Genomic DNA, 21,317 nt, shown 5'->3' on the forward strand with positions numbered 1-21,317 from the left:
CATGGAATTAGGCGTAAGTTGCAACCAACTCATTCTTATTTACTGATGCAATCCCCGGAGGTCATAGTGCAACAAGCGGTGTATAAGTGCCTGCGGGCGCATCTGCAGCGGGTGGTTTCGCTTACGGAGCCGGAGCTGGCTGGGGTGCTGGCGCGCTTCACCCTCCAGCGGTTGAAAAAACACCAGTTTTTACTTCAGGTAGGCAAGCCGGTCAAGCACCAGTATTTTGTGGTGGCGGGGCTACTCAAACTGGTGTACACTGATGCAGCGGGCAAGGCCCACCTGCTGGCGTTTGCCCCGGAAGACTGGTGGGAAACCGACCTGCCGGCCTTCTACGCCCAAACGCCCGCCACCTGCTCGCTGCAGTGCCTGGAAGACACCACAGTACTCTGCCTCACGTTAACTGACTACCACGCGCTTTGCACCGAGTTGCCCGCGCTGGCGCGCTTTTTTTTGCATAAAGCCACGCGCGGGGCGATTGCGGCTCAGCAGCGGCTGTTGTCCCTGCTTACCACCTCGGCCCAGGAGCGCTACGAGCAGCTGCTAAGCCAGTACCCGGCCCTAAGTCAGCGGGTGTCCAAGACCTTGCTGGCTTCCTACCTGGGCGTGTCGCGCGAGACGCTGAGCCGGCTATCGGCCTAGCACGACTTAGCGCGACCTGAAGCTCGCGAAAATAGTGCGGTAGGTCACGCCCGGACCCCGAGGTCGGGCTGGACGGGTCGGCACGCCCGCACCGATGCCTGGCGTGCCGACCCATTTTGCGGTCGTGGGGGGGTAGTGCGGACTAGAGGTAGATGCCACCGGACACTTCCAGGCGCTGCCCGTTTACCCACTGGCCCGCGTCGCTGCACAGAAAGGCTACCACGCCGCCGATGTCGTCGGGCAGGCCCACGCGTCCCAGGGCAGTGGCCCCGGCCAGGTGGGCGTTAACGTCAGGGTTGTCGCGCACGGTGCCGCCGCCGAAGTCGGTTTCGATGGCGCCGGGGGCCACGGTGTTCACGGCAATGCCGCGGGCCCCGAGCTCCCTGGCCTGGTAGCGGGTGAGCACTTCCACGGCGCCCTTCATTGCCGCGTAGGCCGCGTAGCCGGGCATGCTGAAGCGGGCCAGCCCCGAAGAGACGTTGACGATGCGCCCGCCGTCGGCCAGCAGGGGCAGCGCCTTCTGGGTCAGGAAGAAGGTGCTCTTAAAGTGCACATTCACCATCTCGTCAAACTGTTCTTCCGTCGTGTCAGCGAAGGGCGCGTACACGCCGGTGCCCGCGTTGTTGACCAGGAAGTGAAACTGCTCGGCCTGGAAGGTGTCGCGTAGGGTAGTTTTCACCTGGTTCCAGAAGGCGTCAAAGCTTGTGCTATTTGCCACATCCAGCGGCAACGCCGCCGCCCGCCGGCCCAGGGCCTGAATTTCGGCCACTACGGCCTCGGCTTCGGTCTTTTTGGTGTGGTAGGTCAGCAGCACGTCGGTGCCCTGCTGGGCTAGGCACAGGGCCATGTTGTGGCCGAGGCCGCGGCTGCCGCCGGTGACCAGCGCAATTTTAGGAGTTGTCATGAGCAAGAAATGAGTGGAGTAAATGCTGGCGGCGGAAGGCTTTTAGGCCCGGCGGGCCGGTGCCCCGGCGGGTCTTTGATTTCTTTCCTACAGCGACTCAAAGGTGCGGCAAACACCCCAGGGCGTGGTTGCGACCGTCAATCTATTTGTTGCGCAATTCAAATCAGGTCCCTACGCCCGAAACGCAGCGGGCGAAAAGGTCGTTTGGCGTTTGAAGAAGTTGGAAAAGTGCGCTACCTCGGCAAATCCCAGGCTGTCAGAAATCTCGGAGATGTTCCAGCTGGTTTGCCGGAGCAGGATTTTGGCTTCCTGCGTCACCCGGCCGCCAATCAACTCGGTGGTCGTGCGACCAGTGTTTTCTTTCAGTACCTTGTTAAGGTGGTTGACGTGTACGGCCAGCCGGTCGGCGTAGTCCTTGGCCGTGCGCAGGGCCAGGCGCTGCTGCGGAGTTTCGATGGGGAACTGCCGCTCCAGCAGCTCCACGAACAGGGACGTGACCCGCGCCGCGGCCGTGTGGGCCGGGTAGAGCGCGGTGGCCGGCTGCAGCTTCTGGCCAAAGTGCACCAGTTCGAGCACGTAAGTGCGCAGCAGGTCGTACTTGTAGGCGTAGGCGGAGGTGATTTCCCGCTGCATTTTGTCAAACAAGGCATCCAACTCGGCTGCCTCTGCATCCGTGACGGTAAATACGGGATAGCCGCCGGGCTGGAACAGGGGCAGCTCGTCGAGCACGGTGCCGGTCTTGGCCGGCAGCATAAACTCCGGGGTGAACACGCAGAAGCGAGCGCCCTGCGCCGGGCCCTGGGGCAGCCAGTGGTAGGGCACCTTGGGCGAGGCAAAGAGCAGGGCACTGCGCTCGATGTCCACGACCTTGTCGGCGTACTCCACCCGGTTGCGCCCGCGAATAAGGCTGATTTTGTAGTACGTGCGCCGGTCATAGGGCATGGCCACCGTCTTGTCGCGGCCCGCCGGCAAATCCGCGAGGTTGAACACGTTGAAGTGCCCGATTTCCTTCTGCAGGCCGCTCGGCAGCAGCGCACTCAGCTCCGTGTCGGTGCCGGCCGCCATCTGGCCGTAAAACTCTTCCAGGGAAATAGGCTTCATAATGAACGAGCAGGTTGCGAAATTCAAAGGTAACGCACCTGCCCGTTCATTCCAGATTGTCTTAGAGGGGTGTTTCTGCTTTAAACCAATTCTTCGCAGCGAAACCCGTTGCGCATCAGCAAGTCAATGACGGGACGAGCATTTCCGGTATTGCTTTCCAGGCGCAGGACCCGGTCGCAGTCGTCCAGGTCGAAGCTCCAGCGCCCCAATGGGTTCAGGTCAGCCCGCACCAACAATACCTCGTGAGCACGGATGGTGTGCGTCTCGGCGCCGATGTGCATGGTGGCAGTGCCCGAAGTCAGGTAAAGGCAGGTATAGGCCGTAGCGCGCGCCGGTGGTAGTGCCTGCTTGAACAGCGGGTATAGGCGTTCCACCAGCACGATAAAAAATTGCTCAGCGGCGGCGGTCAGCAGCTGCGGCAAGGCTCCGGCATCGGATGTAAAATACCGCAGGTAGTCTTGCGGCTTGTAAATATTGATGGCGAAAGCAGGCACACCGACAAGAAACGGCTAAGAACGTTAAAAAGGTAGTCGCTCTTAAAGAAAGTGCCCAACTGATTTTTTTGGTGTGCTTTATTATTACTCCTGATATCGAAGCTGCAACCTCAGCCAACTACTTTCTCTAGATACGGCATGATACCACTTAGTTGTCATACCTCGCTAAGTGAGCCTCCCTGTTTCGGTGATAGGCTGGCATAACCTTTAAGCATTGGGATGCATTCTCTTAACGATACGATACATCTAACTTACCGTCCAGCAGTGACAAGGGAGTGCAAGCGGCGTTCAATCCAAGCACTACATAAATTTCACCCAGTAACTGCTGGCCAGGGACATTGATGGTAGGGGATGAACCGCGATACTTGCTTTCATCTGGTTAATAGATGCTACTACCAGCTCAGCAGCGGCTGGGGCGCAGGTAAGGCACCTTGGGTAAATCCTCGGCATATTATCACGCATAGAGAAGCAAGAGCGTAAAAACGAGGCCAGGTACCACTAGGAATTGGAATACGGTCGTCGGCCCGGTGAACGGACCTTACGATTTAAAAGGTGATCGGAGCAGATCTTTGATTGCATTTATTCATCAACTCTACCTGCCATTTATAGGTGGGGTACCCTGCTTCCAGAAATTCCCGGGGGGTCATGTTGGGGAAGCAGCTGCCAAAGAAGTGCCTGAAATTAATGCGGACCACCCCTTCGTTCACCGTGCCCGAGAGCAGGCTGGCGGAGTAGCTGTTCGCCGCAATTACCCAATCCGGTTCTATTCCTGGACGCATAAACGATAAGCGGACCGGATAACACAGTTGCTTCGGGTCACAACTGCCACTTCCACTATACGCTAGGATACCGGGGCCCTCTGCCTTGAAGGAAACGTCAATGAATATCCCACTACCACCACAGGATAACGCATAGCCAGTAATCACCGGTTTTTGGGGATTGGCGGGGTCACAGTCCGTGGTCTTAGCCGTAAAATAGAAGGGGTTACCCTTGATGACCCACGGTGTGCAGTTTTTGTTGACTATCGTCACCTTAAGCTGCTGTTCGCCGGCCTCTGGTCCTAGGACCCAATTCCTGCCCTGGGTAAACACGCTGTTCGTGTTGGGGTCAGTGCCCGGGGCCACCCGCCCGCCGCCTTTCACGACCTCCCAGGTAAGGTTGAACCGGTCTAGCTTAACGGGTAATCTATCCACCAGGTCCGTTAGGTTCACAATCACACTTTTATCCAGTACCTGATTGGGCTTGCCCGTTTGATTATTGCCACTAAATGCTTTCACCTCCAGCTGCGGAACCACCGAGGTAGTGGTAAACTTAGCCAACATCTCGGTGTCCAATAGATGGGCTTCGAGCACCTGCTGGGCGGGCCGGTTGCCTAACCGCCACGGCGTGCTTGATTTTCCCTGGGTATTGGTTTGCACTGGATTCACTACCCGGTCCGGTGGAGTGCCCAGGGCTCCGTTACCCGCTGTTACTAGCCACGTGATCTCCACGCCCGGAAGTGGATTGCCTTCATAGGGAAAGTAGGTGTCGTCTTCCTTGACCACTACCTGAGCGCTAAGATCATCGCATATATAGCTGGTCTCCCGGATCGTGGCGGGATCCGTAACGCCGGGGTTGACCTTCTCCAAAATGGCACAGTTCACAAGGCTTTTCAGCCGCTGGGGCCCCTTTTGGTGAATGAATTTACACGCGTCGATTGAGGAGGCCTTCGTGGGCCACTGAATAAAGAAATCTAGGGCCGGCAGCGCTTCGTTTACTTTTTTAAAGAGATTCAGGCTGCTATACAAAGATCTTAGGAACAGGCTGGCATCCACGCTCAGATTACAGCTCTCCACCGGGGTCTCACTAATAGTTGGAATCAGGATGTCAATGATTTCATTGCGCTTTAGGCCGGCTCCTTTGGCTAAGGCGGTTTGCAGGGTAGGCTTGCTGAATTTTACTTGATAGTCCAGCAGGTCATTCATACACTTAACCAGTTCCTTTGTATCCTCTGCCTTCCCATACCGCAGAAACTGAAGGGACAGGTTATCCAGTACGGCAATCAAGAGCTCACGCGTGTTCTCTGCCAGGGCCAGCGTATTTTCATCACTCCCATCGCCAGCAGCCCCGCTGCGTAGCTTGATGACATATTCCCCTGGGGCAAAGGTGGACTCACTGAAATTAACCGCGAAGGTTTTCTTGGCTTCCTTGGCGCCTAATATCCCCTTTAGTGAGGAGTTGTCCAGTAAAGATCCGGCGAGCAGAAAGGTCTTGAACGGTTCAGTGTCGCTCTTGCGGTACACTCCTGCTTCGAAGGAATATGGCCGGTGGTTCTCGAGCGTGGTTTGCAGGGTCTTGGAGTCAGAAATTGTCACCGAGCCGTCATCTACCAGGCGCAACCGGTCGTCATTGAAACTCTTTCCCACTAACGCCAGCAGGGTTCGGCGCAGCTCCTCGTTGGCTGGATCGAAGAGGGCGCGTCCTTGCTGCAGTAGCAGCGATACGTGTTGGAGCAACGCTTGAAACTCGGGTTCCCGTTGATAGGCCTGGCTCAGGACTCCCTTTCTAGCCGTACCCACGGGCTGAAGCCAGGGATAGAGCAAAAGCATGGCTACGGAAGTACTTTTCGCGGAGAGCTGGTAGGCCTCAGGCTGACCTGAAAACCAGCCCATCAGTTGCACCTCTCCCTGTTTGTTGGTGACCAGCAGCAGCTCTTCCGCCGTTGAATCGGCCACAAGCAGCTCGAAGCTGCCATCGGCCCGGATGGCCTGGTGGCTCAAAAACGATCGAACCGTGCACTCGCTGAGCTTTAGGGTAGAGGACGTGGGCAGCTCAACGGTGCCGTGCACCAGCTTGGCGGACAGCCGCGTGTTGCCCGAGATGTAGGCGGCTTTGACGTCGGAAAATACTGGCGTACAACCTGCTTCCGTGACGCGCGCCCGGTAGTAGGTGGTTTGTTTTGGATCTAGGCTTAGCTTAGCACCCACCCCATTTGGCACCGGGGTCCACGTCCGGTTATCCGGGGATTGTTCCCATTGGATGCTTCCGCGGTAGGTATCGAGTTCTAGCTTAAAGGGCTTGGCTTGCTGAGCGAAGGAAGGGGCTGTGAGCACGAGTAGCAGCAGAACAGCCAACGCCCAACGCAACAGATGGGGGTAGTGGTGGTGCATAAACCAGAAGTTGAAGGCGTGGAAGGGTTACTGCACCAACAGGGTGACCGTTTTATTCACTTGGCGTCCTGTGAGCCGCACCACGTATAGGCCTCGGGCCTGGGGTGGGAGCTGCAGCGGATGCGCCAGCTTCTGCCTACCGACCTTAATTGTTTCGCTATACACGCGCTGACCCAAGGGGCTATAGACCTCCAGCAGCAGGTCTCCCGGCGACGGAAGCTGCTCCGAGGTAATCGTGAACCGTCCTTGGTTCGGGTTGGGAAACAGGCGCAGACCCAGCGAATCTTGAGTAGTGCGGATGGCCGTTACGATATTGACCGTAACGGTAACCTGGGCGGTTGTACGGCATCCATTCGGGTCACTGACCGTCAGTTGATAGCGTGTGGTGACCTCAGGGGAGGCGACCGGGTTCGCCGTATCGGCCCGGTCCAGGCCCGTAGTGGGCGTCCAGGCATAAGTGTAGGTACCGCTCCCCCCCGAAGCAGTCCTGGTTCCCCCGAGCGTCACCTTGCCACCGTTCGAAATCGTCTTGTCTATCCCCGCATCCGCGACTAAGGGAGGAGGCTGGCGCAGGGTGAAATGGAGCGTCGATTGCCCCACTACGGGAAGACAGCCGGCTCCTAACACGAACGCAAGTACATAGAGGTAGCGCATAGGAACTGCCAATAAAGTGCTGAACGTTGGCTGCTTCCTTCTACCCTTACTGCATGATGGACTTCACAACCAAACTTGTAATATCAGTAAACATATATAATAATAATTCTAATAACAAATTGATCTTTAGTAAGTAAATTCAGTATGATTGACTTGTAATAATATTCATATGCAACTAGAGTGGGGGCGCCTTTAATAGATTTAGTGGGCCAAATGCCCAACCATTGAACGGCGGACAGCTGTGTTTCCAAGCAATACCCATCGGTAAGTAGCCGGCTAGACACTAAATAAAAAGAAGAGGGCGGTGTGGTGGTCGCTTTCCGCGGCGAGCGAAGCAGGTAGGGAAGCCAGCCCCCAACGGGTACGCGACCTCGATCGAACAGGACCGCGTCACAGTGTCGGCCCGCATCTGGAAAGTGGTCGTCGTGCTGCCCGTCAGAAACCAGGATGCCTCCCGGGTAAACGCCGGCACCCGCCTCATCGCCGTGGACACGCCCAACGAGAACACGGTCAGCAGCAACTGGGGGCAGTACCGCACCAGCGTAAAGGCTATAGAGGCGGCTACGGGCCTGGATTTGCTCTCAGCCGTGGCGCCTGCCATGCAGGCCACCGTGGAGGCGAAAGTGGATGCCGGGCCTACCACCTAGCACCCGGGCCGCTCAGGCGGCCACCGGCCCGGGTGCGGCTCCCCCGCGCTCCAAGGCATAGCGCACGTAGAAGGCCACCATGCCGCGGCCCACCCGCGCCAGCTCCGCATGATGCTCGAGCAGATAGCGGTCCACCACGAAGTCCACCGCCCGGGTGGGGCCCAGCAGAAGCCAAGCATGGCGTGAGATGGCGATCGACGCCGGATGGGTGCCCGCCTGGTCGCGCTGAAAGACGAAGAGGCCGTACAGGCCGCCATCCAGGCCAGCGGAGCCAAGGCCGGCGAGCTGCAAAGCACCATGGACGAGCCGGTCGTTCGGCACTCCGAACTGAAGGTGTTGTACCGTACTGACCAGCCCACGCTGACCCAGGTAAGCCAGTCTCTCGACAGCGTGGCACAGCAAAGCGGCAGCCAAGTCATTGAGCACAGTTCCGAGCGCAGCGAACGGCAACAGCTAGCCCGGGAGCTAACGCCGGCTGCCAGCGAAAGAACCGCGGAGCTTACCCGCTAGCTTACTGTGCGCAGAAGCGGTAAATCGTAAGGCGGCGCCCCAAAGGTTAGGATTTGCGTACCATTGACAGTACCCGGCCCAAGAAGTTAAGGCTACAGCAACCGGCAATCCCCTTACGGTAACAGGTTCCCATGATAACGCCCTTGAACGAGCTTGAAGACACGCTGGCTACCGGTCAGCCACCCGCCCAGGCCTTGCAAAGTGCCCTCGACCTAGTAGGCCCGTACCTGCGGGTTGACCGCTGCTTTCTCTACGTGCGTGACCCGGCGCAGGGCCGGGGCCGCATTGCCTTCGTCTGGCGACTTGACGAGGCCGTGCCCGACCCGCGCCACGACTGGCAGGACGATACCGGGGACTTGCCTCAGCAAGACCCGCTGTTTCGGGCGGCGCTGGCAGCCCGGCCCTCCGTGTTTGTCGACGACGTGACCGAGGCTGGCCCGGAGGTGCTAAACCAGGAGTTTGAGCGCAGCACCTTCGGCCACCGGGCTTTGGTGCACGCCCACATCACCGACCAAGCCCAGCTCTGGGGCATCCTGCAGCCGTGCGTCTTTGGCCACCCCAGCCACTGGACTCCGGCCGAGCGGGAGTACCTCAACCAAGCCGTTTCGTTGTTTCTGCCAGTCGTGCAACGGTACGTGCGCGGCCTCGGGCAATTGTAAGGGCACCCCCCCTTTTTCCATGGCTGCCCAGGATCTTTAACTGCTTTTCGGTGTAGATAATCATGGGGCTGGGCTTCTCCAGCGGCTCCACCTGAAAGTTGACCAGTTGCGGCTCCTTGGGCTCCAGGTCGTAGAGCGTCACAAACCGAAGGCTGTCGCCCTTGAGTAAATACTCGTAGATGTAGGCAATGCTGTTCCTGCCGTCGTAGGAGATGAAGAAGAAATCAACGAATTTACCCCGTCGGTTAGACCAATCACACATTGGGCCCACCGCGCTTATCATGGATTTCAGAGGCTCCATTTGAGAGGCCGGAAAGGAGGCCGCCGGGAAGTGAGTCACCGCCTCCGCTTGGTCCAAGTTGGCCATGATAAAGGCCGCGTCTTTCTCGGCTTTCGCAATCTTTTCCTGTTTTTCCTGCAGGCGGCAGTCGGCCGCCAGCCAGGACATAAAGAGAAAAATCAAGGAACGGGAGAATGAAAATTGCATGCGGGCGAATTCGGGAGTCTAATGTTTAGGAGAGTAGTATGGGATGAATGCGGTTGCCGGCAACAAGGCCCAGGCGGAAAAATAGCTGTTGGCCGGCTCACCCCATCGCTAGCCCAGGCAGTGGGTTTCGGGAAGTGGCGAAGCGGCCAGCTCTTTGGGCTCATCTTTCCCCTTGTTCAAGCGCTTGGCCTGCGGGGCTAAGAGCGGCTAGCGCTAACGGGCCCTGCTGCACGAGACGCAGATGCGCCGGCATTCCCGCCGCCCGCAACTCGCGGACCAGGGGCCTGCCGTCGTTTTGAGTGTGCAGTACACTTACCACCAGCACCGGAGAGCGGGGCAGGTCGGCAAAGAGCCGGTCCCGACGGATGGCGGCCGGAAACACGGCGGCACACAATACCAACTGCTCATACGGGAAGCGGTTGCCGGCCAGCCAGGTGGTGGCCGCGAGCGCCCCTTCTCCGTAGCCGAGCACGGTTAAGGGCGTACCGGCCGGGCATTGCACCAGCACCAAGGTAACCAGCTCATTAAGGTAGGCACGCACGAGCGCCAAATCCGGCCCCACGCTGCCCGGGCGAAACCACCGGGCCGGTCCCTCGGTCGCCGGGTCCAGTGCCAGGGCTTCGGGCAGAATCAGCAGGCGCTCGGCGGTGTCCAGGTTCACCAGCCGCGCGGCCAGTTCAGCCACGGGTTGCGCGTGCCCGTGCAGGCACAGCCACACGTGGCGAATCCCCGGGCTCGGCTTTCCAAGACTGTGGTAGCGGGCCTTGTGGGCAGGGCGGGAAGAAAACAGCTTTTTGAACGGAAGCATACGGCGGGAATCTGGGTAGACCTAAGCCACGGCGGGCAGGGTGAACCGAAAGGTGCTGCCGCTGCCCAGCTCGCTTTCCACCCACAAGCGTCCGCCCTGGGTGGTGATGAACTCGCGGGCGATGCTCAACCCTAGGCCCGAGCCACCGCGATAGCCGGCTTTGTCGGGAATCTGGGCGAAGCGCTGGAAGATTTTGTCGTGGTGCTCGGCCGCGATGCCCGGCCCCCGGTCCTGCACGCTCACGCGCACCGACTGGCCGGCGGCCTGGGCCCGGACGGTCAGGGTATCCCCGGCCGGGGAATAGCGGATGGCATTGGCCAGCAGGTTGATGAGCACCCAGGTAGTTTTCTCCACGTCGGTGCGCACCGGGGGCAGGCCAGGGGCAGCTGCATCTCCAGGCGCAGGCGCTTGTCATCGAGCTGGGGCTGCACTGTGGCGGCGGCGTAGCCAATCACGTCGGCCAAGCTTGTCGCCCGCACGTCCAGCTGGATGCCGGCCCCGGCGTCGAGGCGCGAGACGTCGAGCAGCTCAGGCCCGCACCCCGTCAGGAATGGTGCCGTAGGCGGTCATCAGAATCACCTCGGCCAACGGGGCCAGCGCTTTGTAACGAGGCAGCAGGTCCAGGCCACGGCCGTCGGGCAGCTTCACGTCGGAGAGCACAACGCCGATACTGTCGGCATGGTCGCGCAGGGTTTGCAGGCCGCGGTGGGCGTCGGGCGCCTGCAGCACGGTGTAGCCTTCCAGCTCCAGAGTCCGCGCCACGGCCTGGCGCAGCATAGCCTCATCGTCAATCAGCAGGATGGTGCCGGTGGGCATGATAAAGTGAATAAGGGACAGGAGCCAGCTAGGGAGGGCGGCTAGTTGATGCGTTTGAGCGAGATATCCTGGGCCGGGGTGATGACTAGCGGCACCTTCTCGATTTTCACCGAGGAGGTATCCAAGCCGAAATACTTGTCTTCCGAGGCGATGAACTGCTTAAGGTAGAAGTAGCCCTGCATGACCAGCTTTTCCACGAACGGGAAGTCATTCTCCACCGAGAGGTACTTTTCCAGCACGATAAAGCGGAAGTCGCCGGTCACGTGCTGCTTGCTCAAGGACTCGTAGCGGGAGGTGATGTCCACTTCTTTGTTGCGCACCATCTCCTCGATGACCTTGCGGAAGTATAGGTTGATGCGCTGCTCCACCCGAAAGCCCAGCCGGAAGGTGATGCGGTAGGCATCTTCAGCTGCCAGCTCGGTCACTTTGTACTCCATGGTGTAGGGCTGGTCGGTGGTGTCCACGTGCACAAACCAGTAAATGTCCGCCCGCTTGGGGCGCTTCTGGAAGATGGAGTAAATGATTTTCTGCTCAATCTCGTCTTTGCGCTCGGCCGAGGACATAAACACCAGGTGGGTTGAGTACTTGGGGATAGACTCGTCGTGGCTGAGCTCCTTAAGGTTTTCCAGGAAGGGGGCGATTTTCACGAATTCCGTCAGGCGGCGTTTGATGTAATAGGCCCGCAGCCAGACGTACATGACAGCCATCAGCACCCCGCCAATGGCCAACGACACCCAGCCACCGTGGGGAAATTTAATGAGGTTGGCGACCAAGAACGAGCCCTCAATGGCCCCGTACACCACCACGAACAGCGCAATCAAGCCCAGGTGCACCTTCTTCGAGCGTAACCACATCGTGAGCAGGATGGTCGTCATCAGCATGGTGATGGTAATGGCCAGGCCGTAGGCCGCTTCCATGTTGGTCGACTCGCGGAAGTAGAGCACCACCCCGATGCAGCCCAGCAAGAGCAGGCGGTTCATGCTCGGCACGTAGAGCTGTCCTTTCACATCCGTGGGGTAGTTGAGCCTCACCTTGGGCCACATGTTGAGGCGGATGGCCTCGGCCACTAGCGTGAAGGAGCCGGTAATCAGGGCCTGCGAAGCAATGATGGCGGCGACGGTGGCGATGCCAATGCCGACGAGCAGAAACCACTGCGGCATGAGGGCATAGAAGGGGTTGCGGCCGTCCAGGTTTTGCCCCTGGTGGGCCAGCAGCCAGGCCCCCTGCCCCAAGTAGTTGAGCACCAGAGTCGTTTTCACGAACACCCAACTGATGCGGATATTGCCCTTGCCGCAGTGGCCCAGGTCGGAGTAGAGCGCCTCGGCACCCGTGGTGCACAGAAATACCGAGCCCAGCAGCCAGAAGCCGCCCGGGTATTCCACGAGCAGCTCGTAGGCATAGTAGGGATTAAAGGCTTTGAGAATACTGGGGTTCTGCCCTATCCAGCTCACCCCGAGCACGGCCAGCATGGTAAACCACAGCAGCATGATGGGGCCGAAGGCCTTGCCCACGATTTGGGTGCCGAAGCTCTGCAGCAGGAACAAGCCGGCAATGATGCCAATGACGATGGGCACGGTGGGAAGGTCGGGGTACACCTGGCGCAAGCCCTCAATGGCGGACGACACCGAGATGGGCGGGGTAATCACGCCATCGGCCAGCAAGGCCGCCCCGCCGATGATGGCAATGGCCGAAAGCCAGGCCCCCCGCCGCCGCACCAGGGCGTAGAGCGAGAAAATGCCGCCCTCCCCGTTATTATCGGCGTTGAGGGTGATGATGACGTACTTGAGGGTAGTTTGCAGCGTGAGCGTCCAAATCACGCAGGAAATGGCGCCTAGAATCAGGGCCGGCTCAATCAGTCCGGGCACGCGGGCGCCTTTGAGAATGGCCGACATTACGTACAAAGGCGAGGTGCCGATGTCGCCGTAAATGATGCCCAGGGCAATGAGCAAGCCCGCCGTGGTAATGCGGCTGTTGTGGTGCGACGCCGCGTGGGCACTCTCGGGAGTTGACATAAGGAAGCAGGCGTAGTAGGGAAAGCGAAGAGAAAGGGGCTCCACGACCTAAGTGGTCAGGGGCAGGGTGAAAAAGAAGGTACTGCCGGCGCCTGGCGCGCTGAGCACGCCGAGCTGACCGCCCTGGGTGGTAATGAACTCGCGGGAGATGCTCAGCCCCAGCCCGCTGCTCTCGCGGACACTATCACCGTGGTCGGGCACCTGGGTAAAGCGGTGAAAGATGCGCTCCTGGTGCTCCAAGGCGATGCCGGGCCCGTAATCCTGCACGCTCACCTGCACGGCCTGGCGGTCGGCCAGATAGGCGGCACTCACCACAATGCGCCCGGCCACGGGCGAGTAGCGCACGGCATTGGCCAGCAGGTTGAGCAGCACCCAGGCCGTTTTCTCCAGGTCGGCTCGCACGGGGGGCAGCCCCTCGGGCAGGGCCACGTCGAGGGTGAGGTTTTTGGGAGCGAGCTGCAGCTGCAGCGGAGCCGTGGCCGCCGCTACCAGGGCGGCTACGGACGTGGGCTGGAGATTTAGGGGAATGGCGCCGGACTCCAGGCGCGAAACGTCGAGCAGGTGGCGCGTGAGCTTGAGCAGGCGCTGGTTTTCGTGCTGCAGCGTGACAACCAGCTGCTGCTGCTCGTCGTTCAGGGGGCCGACCCGCTGGTCGAGCAGCAGCTTGAGGTGGAAGTTAATGGTGGAGAGCGGCGTTTTCAGCTCGTGCGATACCGTGGCCAGGAAGTTTGACTTGGCCTGGTCCAGGCGCTTGAAGTCCGACACGTTGTGCAGGGCCACGATGGTGCCCAGAAACTCCATCTGGCGGCGCACGGGGTTGAACCACGTCTCGTTGTGCACCAGCAGGCGGTAGTGGTGGTCCATGCCCTCGCGACGCAAGGCAAAGGGCTGCGGCTCGGCCGGGCGCGAAGCCGGCCGGGTAAGCAGCTGGTGGAGCAGCGTGGCCATCACGGAATTGGTTAGGGCCACTTGGTCGGCGCGGTGGCCTACTACTTGATTTTCGGGCAAGCCCAGCAGGGCGCACGCGGGTGGGTTGGCCACCAGCACCGTGCGGCTTTCGTCGAAGAGGAACAGGGCCTCGTCTAGGGTCTGCACAATGCTGGCCACCCGGTTGCGCTCGGTCAGCACTTCGGCCAGGTTGGTGTTGCGAAACTCGTTGAGGTGGCCCAGCAGGCGGTTAAAAGCCAGCCCCACCTGCCCGAACTCGTCGCGGCTCTCGATGGGAATGGTGGCCGCGAAGTTGCCCTGGGCGGCGTGCTCGATGCTGGCCGAGAGCTTGCGCAGGCCGCCCACGGCCGCCTCGGGCACGCCCAATGCCAACCCCAGGGCCACCAGCAGGCTTAGGGAGATAAAGCCCAGCAGGTACTGGCTGGCCTGCTCCGCCGTGCGGTTGGCGCGCTCGTTGCGGCGGGTGAGCGCCTGCATGTTAAGCGCCACCAGGCGGTGGGTGAGTGCCCGCAGCTGGCCCAGGGCCGCGGGGCGCCCCGCGGCCCCGGGACCCAGGGCCAACACTGCGGAAAGGTTGCGGGCCAGGCTGTCGACCAGGGGCTGCTCGCCCGGCTCGGTCACGTTGCCGGCTTCGCGCCCCAGCTGCGCGCGGAAGTCAGCCAGGCCCTGGGGCCCTGGGGGCCGTGCTTCGGCCGCGTCCAGGGCCTGCAGCATGCGCTGCCCAAGCTGGACGGAGTAGAAGTTGTCCTGCAGGATGGTGCGGGAGCTGCGGTCGAGGCGCTGTACCGTGGCGTGGGCGTACCAGCCCATGCCCACCAACAGGGTCAGCATGGCCAGAAAGCCTAGGGTAATTTTGGTTTTGATGTTCATAAGCCGGAGCGGAAAGAGCCTAAGCCAACGGCAGGCCAGGGATTCGCCCACGGGCGACATTCCTGGCTAACTGCTTAGCCGGCAATACCCTATTCGTGTTTGCCAGGTCAACCGGCCACCCGGTTATTAGGCACGCCCTTGTCATTCTGACACGGTAGGTGGTCAAAAGGATAGGGTATTCCCACCGGGGACTATCTACAGGTCGTACTCCTGAATTTTGCGGTACAGGGTCTTGAGCCCAATGCCGAGCTGGCGAGCGGCTTCGGTTTTGTTGCCAGCGGTTTCGCGCAGTATAAGGCGAATCTGGCGTTTTTCAACCGCGCGCAGCGAGCGGCCGTCCTCGCCCTCGGCAGCAGTGGGCAGGTCCTGGAACTCGGGCGGCAACGTGTCGGCGGTCAACAATTCCTCGTCGGCCAGTATAACGGCGCGCTCCAGCACGTTTTTCAGCTCCCGCACATTGCCGCGCCAGTCGTAGCAGCGCAGCTGCTGCAGGAAGTCGGAGTCCATGCCGCGCAGGCGCTTGCGGAGCTTGGCGGCGTAGAACTGCAGAAAGTGGCGGGCCAGGGGCTCGATATCGTCGCGGCGGGCGCTGAGTGGCGGCACCGGCACAACAAACACCGAGAGGCGGTAGTACAGATCAGACCGAAAATGCCCCTGGTCGGCTTCCTGGCGCAGGTTGCGGTTGGTGGCGGCCACCAACCGCACGTTCACCCTGGTGGGCTTGCTGTCGCCCAGCTTGTTGAATTCCTGGCTTTCGAGCACCCGCAGCAGCTTGGCCTGCAAGCTGATGTCGAGCTCGCCGATTTCGTCTAGGAACAGGGTGCCGCCGTGGGCTTCCTCGAACAGACCCTTCTTGTCCGAAAGTGCGCCGGTGAAGGCGCCTTTCTTGTAGCCAAACAGCTCGGATTCCAGCAGGTCCTTGGGAAAGGCGCTGCAGTTAACGGCGACAAAAGCCTTGGCCTGACGGGGGCTGGCGTGGTGGATGGCGTGGGCAAACAGCTCCTTGCCGCTGCCGGTAGGTCCTTCCAGCAGCACCGCCGCTTCCGTGGGCGCCACCCGCTGGGCCAGGGCCTTGGCCTGGCCCAGCGCGGCCGAGTGGCCAATCATAGCGGCGAAGCTGTACTGGGCCCCGACCTGCTTTTCCAGGGCCGCCACCCGGCTTTGCAGGCGGGCTTTCTCCACGGCCCGCTCCACCACTACCAGCAGCTGGTCGTCGGAGTCGCCCTTGGTCAGGTAGTCAAAGGCCCCAAGCTTCATGGCCCGTACCCCGTCGGGCACCGTGCCGTAGGCCGTGAGCAGAATCACTTCAGTCTGGGGGGCCAGGGCTTTCAGGCGCCCGAGTAGCTCCACGCCGTGGGCATCAGGCAACTTGACGTCGCAGAGTACTACCAGGACGTCGGCGGCATGCTGCTGGAGCAGTTCCAGGCCGCGACGTGCGTCAGGGGCCTGCAGCACCGAGTAGCCTTCCAGGCCGAGCACCCGCGAGAGTATCTGCCGCAGGCTGGCTTCGTCGTCAATCAGCAGGATGGTACCGTCGGGCATTCGCGGAGGGTTAGGCAGTCTTTCTGCGCGGCAGGGGACGACAAACTTACTGGTTATGCCGAGCGGATACTACGCATTGGAATTTAGTCTCCACTTAGTAGCCGCGTAATCGGAATTGCCGCCGCTTCCTGGACTGACTTAAAATGGTGCACCACCAGGGCCTGGCCTCGCATTGGCTGGCATTGGGCTGCGTTGGGCCTGCAACTGCCCCCAAAAAAGGCGGCGGCATCACTAGCAAATAGGTGTAAACCGGACGGCGTGGCAAACTCGGCGCCCGCATCAGCTGCCCCGCGGGCGGTACAGGATTTTGTCGATGTGGCTGCGGTCCACGTCTACGATTTCAAAGTAATGGCCTTCCCACATGAAATGCTCGCCGGCCCGGGGCAGCACGCTCAGGATGTGCAGGGCAAAGCCGCCCAGGCTATGAAAGCCGCTCAGGCCCCGCCGCTGAGCGGCCGGGATGTGAAACCGCTCGGCAAACTCGGCAAAGGGCAGTTGTGCGTCAATGAGGAAGGTGCCGTCGCCACGCTCCACAATGGCCGGGTTCCCATCGGTGTCCGGTGAGACGTCGCCCACCAGCGCGTCGAGGATGTCGTCGATGGTGACCAGGCCAACTACCCCGCCGAATTCATCGACCACAATGCCTTGGTGCACGCGCCGCTGCCGGAACAGCTCCAGGGCGTGGTAGGCCTTGCTGGAGGCCGGCATGAACAGGGGCTCCTTTTGCAGCGCTTCCAGCTGCCCCAGCTGCGCGTCTAGATTTTCATCCACCAAATCCTTGAGGTACACCATGCCGCGCACTTCGTCCAGGCTACCTTGGCAAAGCGGGTAGGCCGACTGCTTGCGGGTGAGCACCGTCTGCTTGGTAATGGCCGGGTCCTCGTCCAAATCCAGCCACACGATGTCCTGGCGGCTGGTCATCAGCGAGCCCACGCGCCGGTCGCCCAGGCTGAATACGTTCTTAACGATGTCGTGCTCGATTTCCTGAATCGTGCCCTCGGAGGCGCCTTCCTTAATCATGGCTTTGATTTCCTCTTCCGTCACCGGGCTTTCCTGCGTTTTGATGCCCATCAGCTTGATGAGAAAGTCACTCGAGACAGTCAGTAGCCAGATGAAGGGCGAGGTAAAGCGCGAGAGCAGGGCCATGGGCGCGGCCATAAACTTGATGATGCCTTCGGGGTTGGTCAGGCCAATGCGCTTGGGCAGTAGCTCGCCGACGACCACGGAGAGGTAGGTGATGAAGATGACCATCAGCACCACGGCGATGTTGTCGGCAAAGGGGGCCAGCCCCGGCACGCGGGCAATGACTTCTTGCAGTTGGGTGGTCAGTCCCGCCCCGCTGAACACGCCCGTCAGGATGCTGATGAGCGTAATGCCGATTTGCACGGTAGACAGAAAGCGGGTCGGCTCCTGAGCCAGCTCCAGCGCCGCCTGGGCCGTGCCGCTGCCTTGCTTGGCTTGGGCTTCAAGCTTGGACTTGCGCGAGGAGATAAGGGCGATTTCCGACATGGAAAACACGCCGTTGAGCATTACCAGCAAAAGAATAATGAGTAGTTCCATCCGATAGGGTTAGACCAAGAGTACGGAAACCACGGCCTGATGGTCGCCAGCCATTTCTGTCAGGACGGTGTCTTGCGCGCCGGTTCGGGCCGGTAGTGAGGTGACCGGCCTCTGCATAGCTGTTCTTCGCAGCGGACCATCCACGGCCTAGTCCGGGCAGGGGTAGTGCCCCGCGTTAGGCCCGCAGTAGCTTGTCAGGGGTAAGCGGCAACGAGCGCAGCCGCTGGCCCGTGGCGTGAAACACGGCATTGGTGATGGCCGCGGCGGTGCCCACGCAGCCAATCTCGCCGATGCCGCGCGCGCCCAGCTCGCTGATGTGCGGGTCGGGGAGGTTGAGCCACTCCACCTGTATGTCGGGCGTGTCGGCCATGCTCGGCACGTGGTAGTCGGCCAGGTTACGGACCACGGCCCGGCCGGTGCGCGGGTCGTAGTGGGTGGCTTCCATCAGGGTGGCGCCCACGCCCATGGCCATGCCGCCGATTATCTGGGAGTGGGCCGTTTTGGGGTTCATCAGCCGGCCCACGTCGTAGACCCCGCACAAGCGGGCCACGCGAATCGAGCCGCTGGCTTCGTCCACCCGCACCTGGGCAAACACGGCCCCGAACGAGTAGAACGAGTATTTCTCCCGCTCTGGGCCCGGCTTGGCGCCGTCGGTAGCCACCACGGAGGGACGCTTGGCCCGGCGCAGAATTGCGCCGTAGTCTTCGCCTTTGCTGGGGGTAGCTTTCAGCACCAAACGCCCATCCCGCGCTTCAATGGCGTCGGCCGCCGCGCCAAACAGCGGCGACTGCGCATCGCGTACGGCCAGACTTTTGAGGGCCTCCACGGCGGCCCGCGCCGCTGCCTGCGCCGCCGGGCCCACGGTGGCCGTGGTGGTGGAGCCGCCCGAGGTGGGGGCGGACGGCAGCGCCGAGTCGCCCAGCTCAAAGCGCACCCGCTCCACCGGCAAAGCCAGCGCGTCGGCGCTGATTTGGCGGAAGATGGTGTAGGCCCCGTTGCCCAACTCGTGGGTGGCGCTCTGCACCAGGGCCCGCCCGTCGGCGAAGATGGTGGCGCGGGCCTTCGCCTCCCGCCGGCCGGCCGGGTACATGGTGGTGGCCATGCCGTAGCCGACGAGCTGCGTGCCCTCGCGCATGGAGCGGGGCTTAGGGTTGCGCTGGCCCCAGCCAATGAGTTGCTGGCCCCGGGCGTAGCACTCGCGCAGGTGCTTGCTGCTCCAGGGCTTGCCGGTTTCGGGGTTCTGCTCGGCGTAGTTGCGCAGGCGCAGCTCCACGGGGTCGAGGCTGAGTTCAGCGGCCAGCTCATCGATGGCGCATTCCAGGGCCCAGCCGCCCACGGTTTCGCCGGGCCCGCGCATGGGGCAGGGCGAGGGCAGGTGCAGGTGGGCCAGCTGGTGGGTAAAACGCATATTGGGCACGGCGTACAGCATGCGCGAGACGCGGGCGCAGGGCTCGGTGAAGCCACTGGACTGGGAGGCGTGCGTGAGCGTGTCGTGGCGCAGGGCCGTGATTTTTCCGTCGCGGGTGGCCCCCAGCGCCAGGGTTTGCCGGGTGGCGGCGCGGTGCCCGGCCACGGCAAACATGTCCTGCCGGCGCCACTCGATTTTCACCGGCCGGCCCACTGCCTTCGCGGCCATGGCCGTGAGCAGCGGCGGGGCGTAGAGCCAGCCCTTGGACCCGAACGCGCCGCCTACAAACGGGCAGATGACGTGCACGCTTTCCTGGGGCAAGCCCAGGGACGTGGCCATGATTTCCTGCAGGATTTCCAGGCCGCGCGTGGTGTCGTAGAGGGTAAGAAAGTCGGCGCCGTTGCGCTTTTCCCAGCGGGCGATGGTGGCCAGCGGCTCGATGGGGTTGTGGTGGGTAATGGCCGATTCGTAGACGTGCTCCAGCTTGACCGGGGCGGCCGCCAACGCGGTGGTGGGGTCCCCCACTGTCACCTGCAGCTTTTCTTTGTTATTACCCAGAAACGTTTCGGGCCGGGTTTTGCGGCTGGCGGTGGCCATGGCCAGCTCGGGATTCTGCTCGGCGTCGTAGGTGACGCGCACCAGCGTGGCCGCGTACCGGGCCCGCTCGTGGGTGTCGGCCACCACCACGGCCAGCGGCTGGCCGGCGTACTCGATGGTGGCATTCTGCAGGGGCTGGCGCGTTTCGGTGATGCCGCCTTCGCCCCGAAACTGGGTCTCGCCGATTTTGTCGGGGATAGGTTGCAGGCGGGGCGCGTTCTCGTGCGTGAGCACGGCCAGCACCCCGGGGGCTTGGCTGGCGGCCGCAACATCTAGTGCGTGGACGGTGCCGCGGGCCCGGGCGCTGTCCACCACGGCGCCGTACACCAGGCCGGGCACCTCCCACTCGGCGGTGTAGCGCGCCGCGCCGGTGACTTTGAGGCGCCCGTCTACGCGGTCGAGGGGTTTTCCAGTGGCTGGCATCGGCATTGGGAATAGGTAGGGAGGATAAGGAGTTAGCGGGGCACGGCGAGCTGACCGGCCACGCCGCCCACGCTGGCGGCGAAGGCGGTACCAGCTGGCCCCTGCAGGGCTTGCAGGCCGCTGGTTTCCAGCAGCGCGCGCACCAGCAGGTTGCGGCCCATGGGGATTTTGTAGGCGTTGTGCTTTAGCGGCTTGGCATCCGCAAAGGCCGCATCGGCCGCCGCCCGAAACAGCTTTTCGCTGGGCTGCTGGCCGGCCAGCATGGTTTCCACGTTGGGCAGGCGCCAGGGCTTGTGGGCTACACTGCCCAGCGCCACCCGCGCCCGCTGAATCTTGTTGCCGTCCATTTCCAGGGCCACGGCGCACGAGACCAGGGCGTAGGCGTAGGAGGCGCGCTCGCGCACTTTCAGGTAGTGGGAGCGGCCGGTAAAAGCGGGCAAATCAAGGCTGGTAATCAGCTCCCCGTGCTCGAGCACGGTGTCGAGGTGGGGCGTGTTGCCGGGCAGGCGGTGCAGCTCGGGGAAGGCAATGGTGCGCGGGCCGCGGGGCCCCAGCGTTTGCACCCGGGCATCGAGCGCGGACAGGGCCACGGCCAGGTCACTGGGGTGGGTGGCCACGCAGGCCTTCGAGGCCCCGAACAGCGCGTGCACGTGGTTGTAGCCGCCGAGGGCCGCGCAGCCACTGCCCGGTTCCCGCTTGTTGCAAGCCTGAGTGGGGTCGCGGAAGTACGGGCAGCGGGTGCGCTGCAGGGGGTTACCAGCCATGGAGGCCATGTTGCGAATCTGCACTGAAGCGCCCGCCAGCAGGGCTTCGCTCACGGCCGCGTACCGTTGCCGGATGTCGGGATGGTATGCGGCCGCGGTGTTGGAAACGCCGGCGCCGATGCGCATCCCGCCCTCGAAGGCGGCAATCTGCTGGAAGGGCAGGGCCGTCACGTCCATCAGCAAACTGGGCTGGTGCACGCCTTCCTTCATCAGGTCAACGTGCGAGGTGCCGCCGGCAATAAAGGTGGCATCCGGGTTTTTCGCCACGGTGGCCACGGCTTGGTCGGCAGTGTCGGTGCGCTGGTAGTGGAACGGGTGCATG

Annotated in this window: 19 protein-coding genes; 4 read left to right on the plus strand and 15 right to left on the minus strand. The window is 61.9% G+C overall.

Annotated elements, in window-relative coordinates:
* Nucleotides 1-45 precede the first annotated feature (45 nt).
* The gene (locus tag ACYVHC_RS20325; protein ID WP_460615566.1) at nucleotides 46-642 is read left to right on the plus strand and encodes a Crp/Fnr family transcriptional regulator; all 597 of its coding nucleotides are present in this window, start codon (nucleotides 46-48) and stop codon (nucleotides 640-642) included.
* 142 nt (nucleotides 643-784) lie between these two features.
* On the opposite strand, the gene ACYVHC_RS20330 is transcribed toward ACYVHC_RS20325, so the two are convergent.
* From ACYVHC_RS20330 to ACYVHC_RS20350, 5 genes are all read right to left on the minus strand, one after another.
* Complete coding sequence (locus ACYVHC_RS20330; RefSeq protein ID WP_460615567.1) at nucleotides 785-1,546, minus strand: SDR family NAD(P)-dependent oxidoreductase; 762 nt, start codon at nucleotides 1,544-1,546, stop codon at nucleotides 785-787.
* 171 nt (nucleotides 1,547-1,717) lie between these two features.
* Complete coding sequence (locus ACYVHC_RS20335) at nucleotides 1,718-2,647, minus strand: helix-turn-helix domain-containing protein (protein ID WP_460615568.1); 930 nt, start codon at nucleotides 2,645-2,647, stop codon at nucleotides 1,718-1,720.
* 80 nt (nucleotides 2,648-2,727) lie between these two features.
* Complete coding sequence (locus ACYVHC_RS20340; protein WP_460615569.1) at nucleotides 2,728-3,141, minus strand: hypothetical protein; 414 nt, start codon at nucleotides 3,139-3,141, stop codon at nucleotides 2,728-2,730.
* A 545-nt stretch (nucleotides 3,142-3,686) separates the two neighbouring features.
* Nucleotides 3,687-6,290: a hypothetical protein gene (locus ACYVHC_RS20345; RefSeq protein ID WP_460615570.1), complete on the minus strand. Its 2,604-nt coding sequence runs from the start codon at nucleotides 6,288-6,290 to the stop codon at nucleotides 3,687-3,689.
* A 27-nt stretch (nucleotides 6,291-6,317) separates the two neighbouring features.
* Nucleotides 6,318-6,956, minus strand: coding sequence for a T9SS type A sorting domain-containing protein (locus ACYVHC_RS20350; RefSeq protein WP_460615571.1), 639 nt, complete (start codon nucleotides 6,954-6,956; stop codon nucleotides 6,318-6,320).
* A 362-nt stretch (nucleotides 6,957-7,318) separates the two neighbouring features.
* Between ACYVHC_RS20350 and ACYVHC_RS20355 the strand changes: the two genes are divergently transcribed.
* The 3 genes from ACYVHC_RS20355 (at nucleotide 7,319) to ACYVHC_RS20365 (ending at nucleotide 8,760) form a co-directional block, all read left to right on the plus strand.
* A complete protein-coding gene (locus ACYVHC_RS20355) occupies nucleotides 7,319-7,591 on the plus strand; it encodes a DNA/RNA non-specific endonuclease (RefSeq protein ID WP_460615623.1) in 273 nt (90 codons plus the stop codon).
* Between the two features lie 204 nt (nucleotides 7,592-7,795).
* Nucleotides 7,796-8,101, plus strand: coding sequence for a hypothetical protein (locus tag ACYVHC_RS20360; RefSeq protein WP_460615572.1), 306 nt, complete (start codon nucleotides 7,796-7,798; stop codon nucleotides 8,099-8,101).
* A gap of 131 nt (nucleotides 8,102-8,232) precedes the next feature.
* A complete protein-coding gene (locus ACYVHC_RS20365; RefSeq protein ID WP_460615573.1) occupies nucleotides 8,233-8,760 on the plus strand; it encodes a GAF domain-containing protein in 528 nt (175 codons plus the stop codon).
* Here the strand turns inward: ACYVHC_RS20365 and ACYVHC_RS20370 are convergent.
* The 10 genes from ACYVHC_RS20370 to ACYVHC_RS20415 form a co-directional block, all read right to left on the minus strand.
* The gene (locus ACYVHC_RS20370) at nucleotides 8,693-9,247 is read right to left on the minus strand and encodes a hypothetical protein (RefSeq protein WP_460615574.1); all 555 of its coding nucleotides are present in this window, start codon (nucleotides 9,245-9,247) and stop codon (nucleotides 8,693-8,695) included. The two genes, ACYVHC_RS20365 and ACYVHC_RS20370, sit on opposite strands and share 68 nt — an antisense overlap.
* A 160-nt stretch (nucleotides 9,248-9,407) precedes the next feature.
* Nucleotides 9,408-10,055 (minus strand): alpha/beta hydrolase, encoded by a 648-nt coding sequence (locus tag ACYVHC_RS20375; RefSeq protein WP_460615575.1) that lies wholly within the window; start codon nucleotides 10,053-10,055, stop codon nucleotides 9,408-9,410.
* 21 nt (nucleotides 10,056-10,076) lie between these two features.
* Entirely contained in the window at nucleotides 10,077-10,421 is a 345-nt protein-coding gene (locus ACYVHC_RS20380) for a sensor histidine kinase (protein WP_460615576.1), read from the minus strand.
* 162 nt (nucleotides 10,422-10,583) lie between these two features.
* Nucleotides 10,584-10,871 (minus strand): DNA-binding transcriptional response regulator, encoded by a 288-nt coding sequence (locus ACYVHC_RS20385; protein WP_460615577.1) that lies wholly within the window; start codon nucleotides 10,869-10,871, stop codon nucleotides 10,584-10,586.
* A 41-nt stretch (nucleotides 10,872-10,912) separates the two neighbouring features.
* Complete coding sequence (locus tag ACYVHC_RS20390; protein ID WP_460615578.1) at nucleotides 10,913-12,883, minus strand: KUP/HAK/KT family potassium transporter; 1,971 nt, start codon at nucleotides 12,881-12,883, stop codon at nucleotides 10,913-10,915.
* A 48-nt stretch (nucleotides 12,884-12,931) separates the two neighbouring features.
* Nucleotides 12,932-14,701: a HAMP domain-containing sensor histidine kinase gene (locus ACYVHC_RS20395; protein ID WP_460615579.1), complete on the minus strand. Its 1,770-nt coding sequence runs from the start codon at nucleotides 14,699-14,701 to the stop codon at nucleotides 12,932-12,934.
* 195 nt (nucleotides 14,702-14,896) lie between these two features.
* Nucleotides 14,897-16,243: a sigma-54-dependent transcriptional regulator gene (locus ACYVHC_RS20400; RefSeq protein ID WP_460615580.1), complete on the minus strand. Its 1,347-nt coding sequence runs from the start codon at nucleotides 16,241-16,243 to the stop codon at nucleotides 14,897-14,899.
* Nucleotides 16,244-16,522: 279 nt separating this feature from the next.
* On the minus strand, nucleotides 16,523-17,803 hold the full coding sequence (locus ACYVHC_RS20405; protein WP_460615581.1) for a hemolysin family protein: 1,281 nt from the start codon (nucleotides 17,801-17,803) through the stop codon (nucleotides 16,523-16,525).
* 175 nt (nucleotides 17,804-17,978) lie between these two features.
* Nucleotides 17,979-20,231, minus strand: a complete 2,253-nt coding sequence (locus ACYVHC_RS20410; RefSeq protein ID WP_460615582.1) for a xanthine dehydrogenase family protein molybdopterin-binding subunit — start codon at nucleotides 20,229-20,231, stop codon at nucleotides 17,979-17,981.
* A gap of 32 nt (nucleotides 20,232-20,263) precedes the next feature.
* The gene (locus ACYVHC_RS20415; RefSeq protein ID WP_460615583.1) at nucleotides 20,264-21,316 is read right to left on the minus strand and encodes an FAD binding domain-containing protein; all 1,053 of its coding nucleotides are present in this window, start codon (nucleotides 21,314-21,316) and stop codon (nucleotides 20,264-20,266) included.
* Between the last annotated feature and the right edge of the window lies 1 nt (nucleotide 21,317).

The sequence above is a fragment of the Hymenobacter seoulensis genome (genome assembly GCF_054780535.1).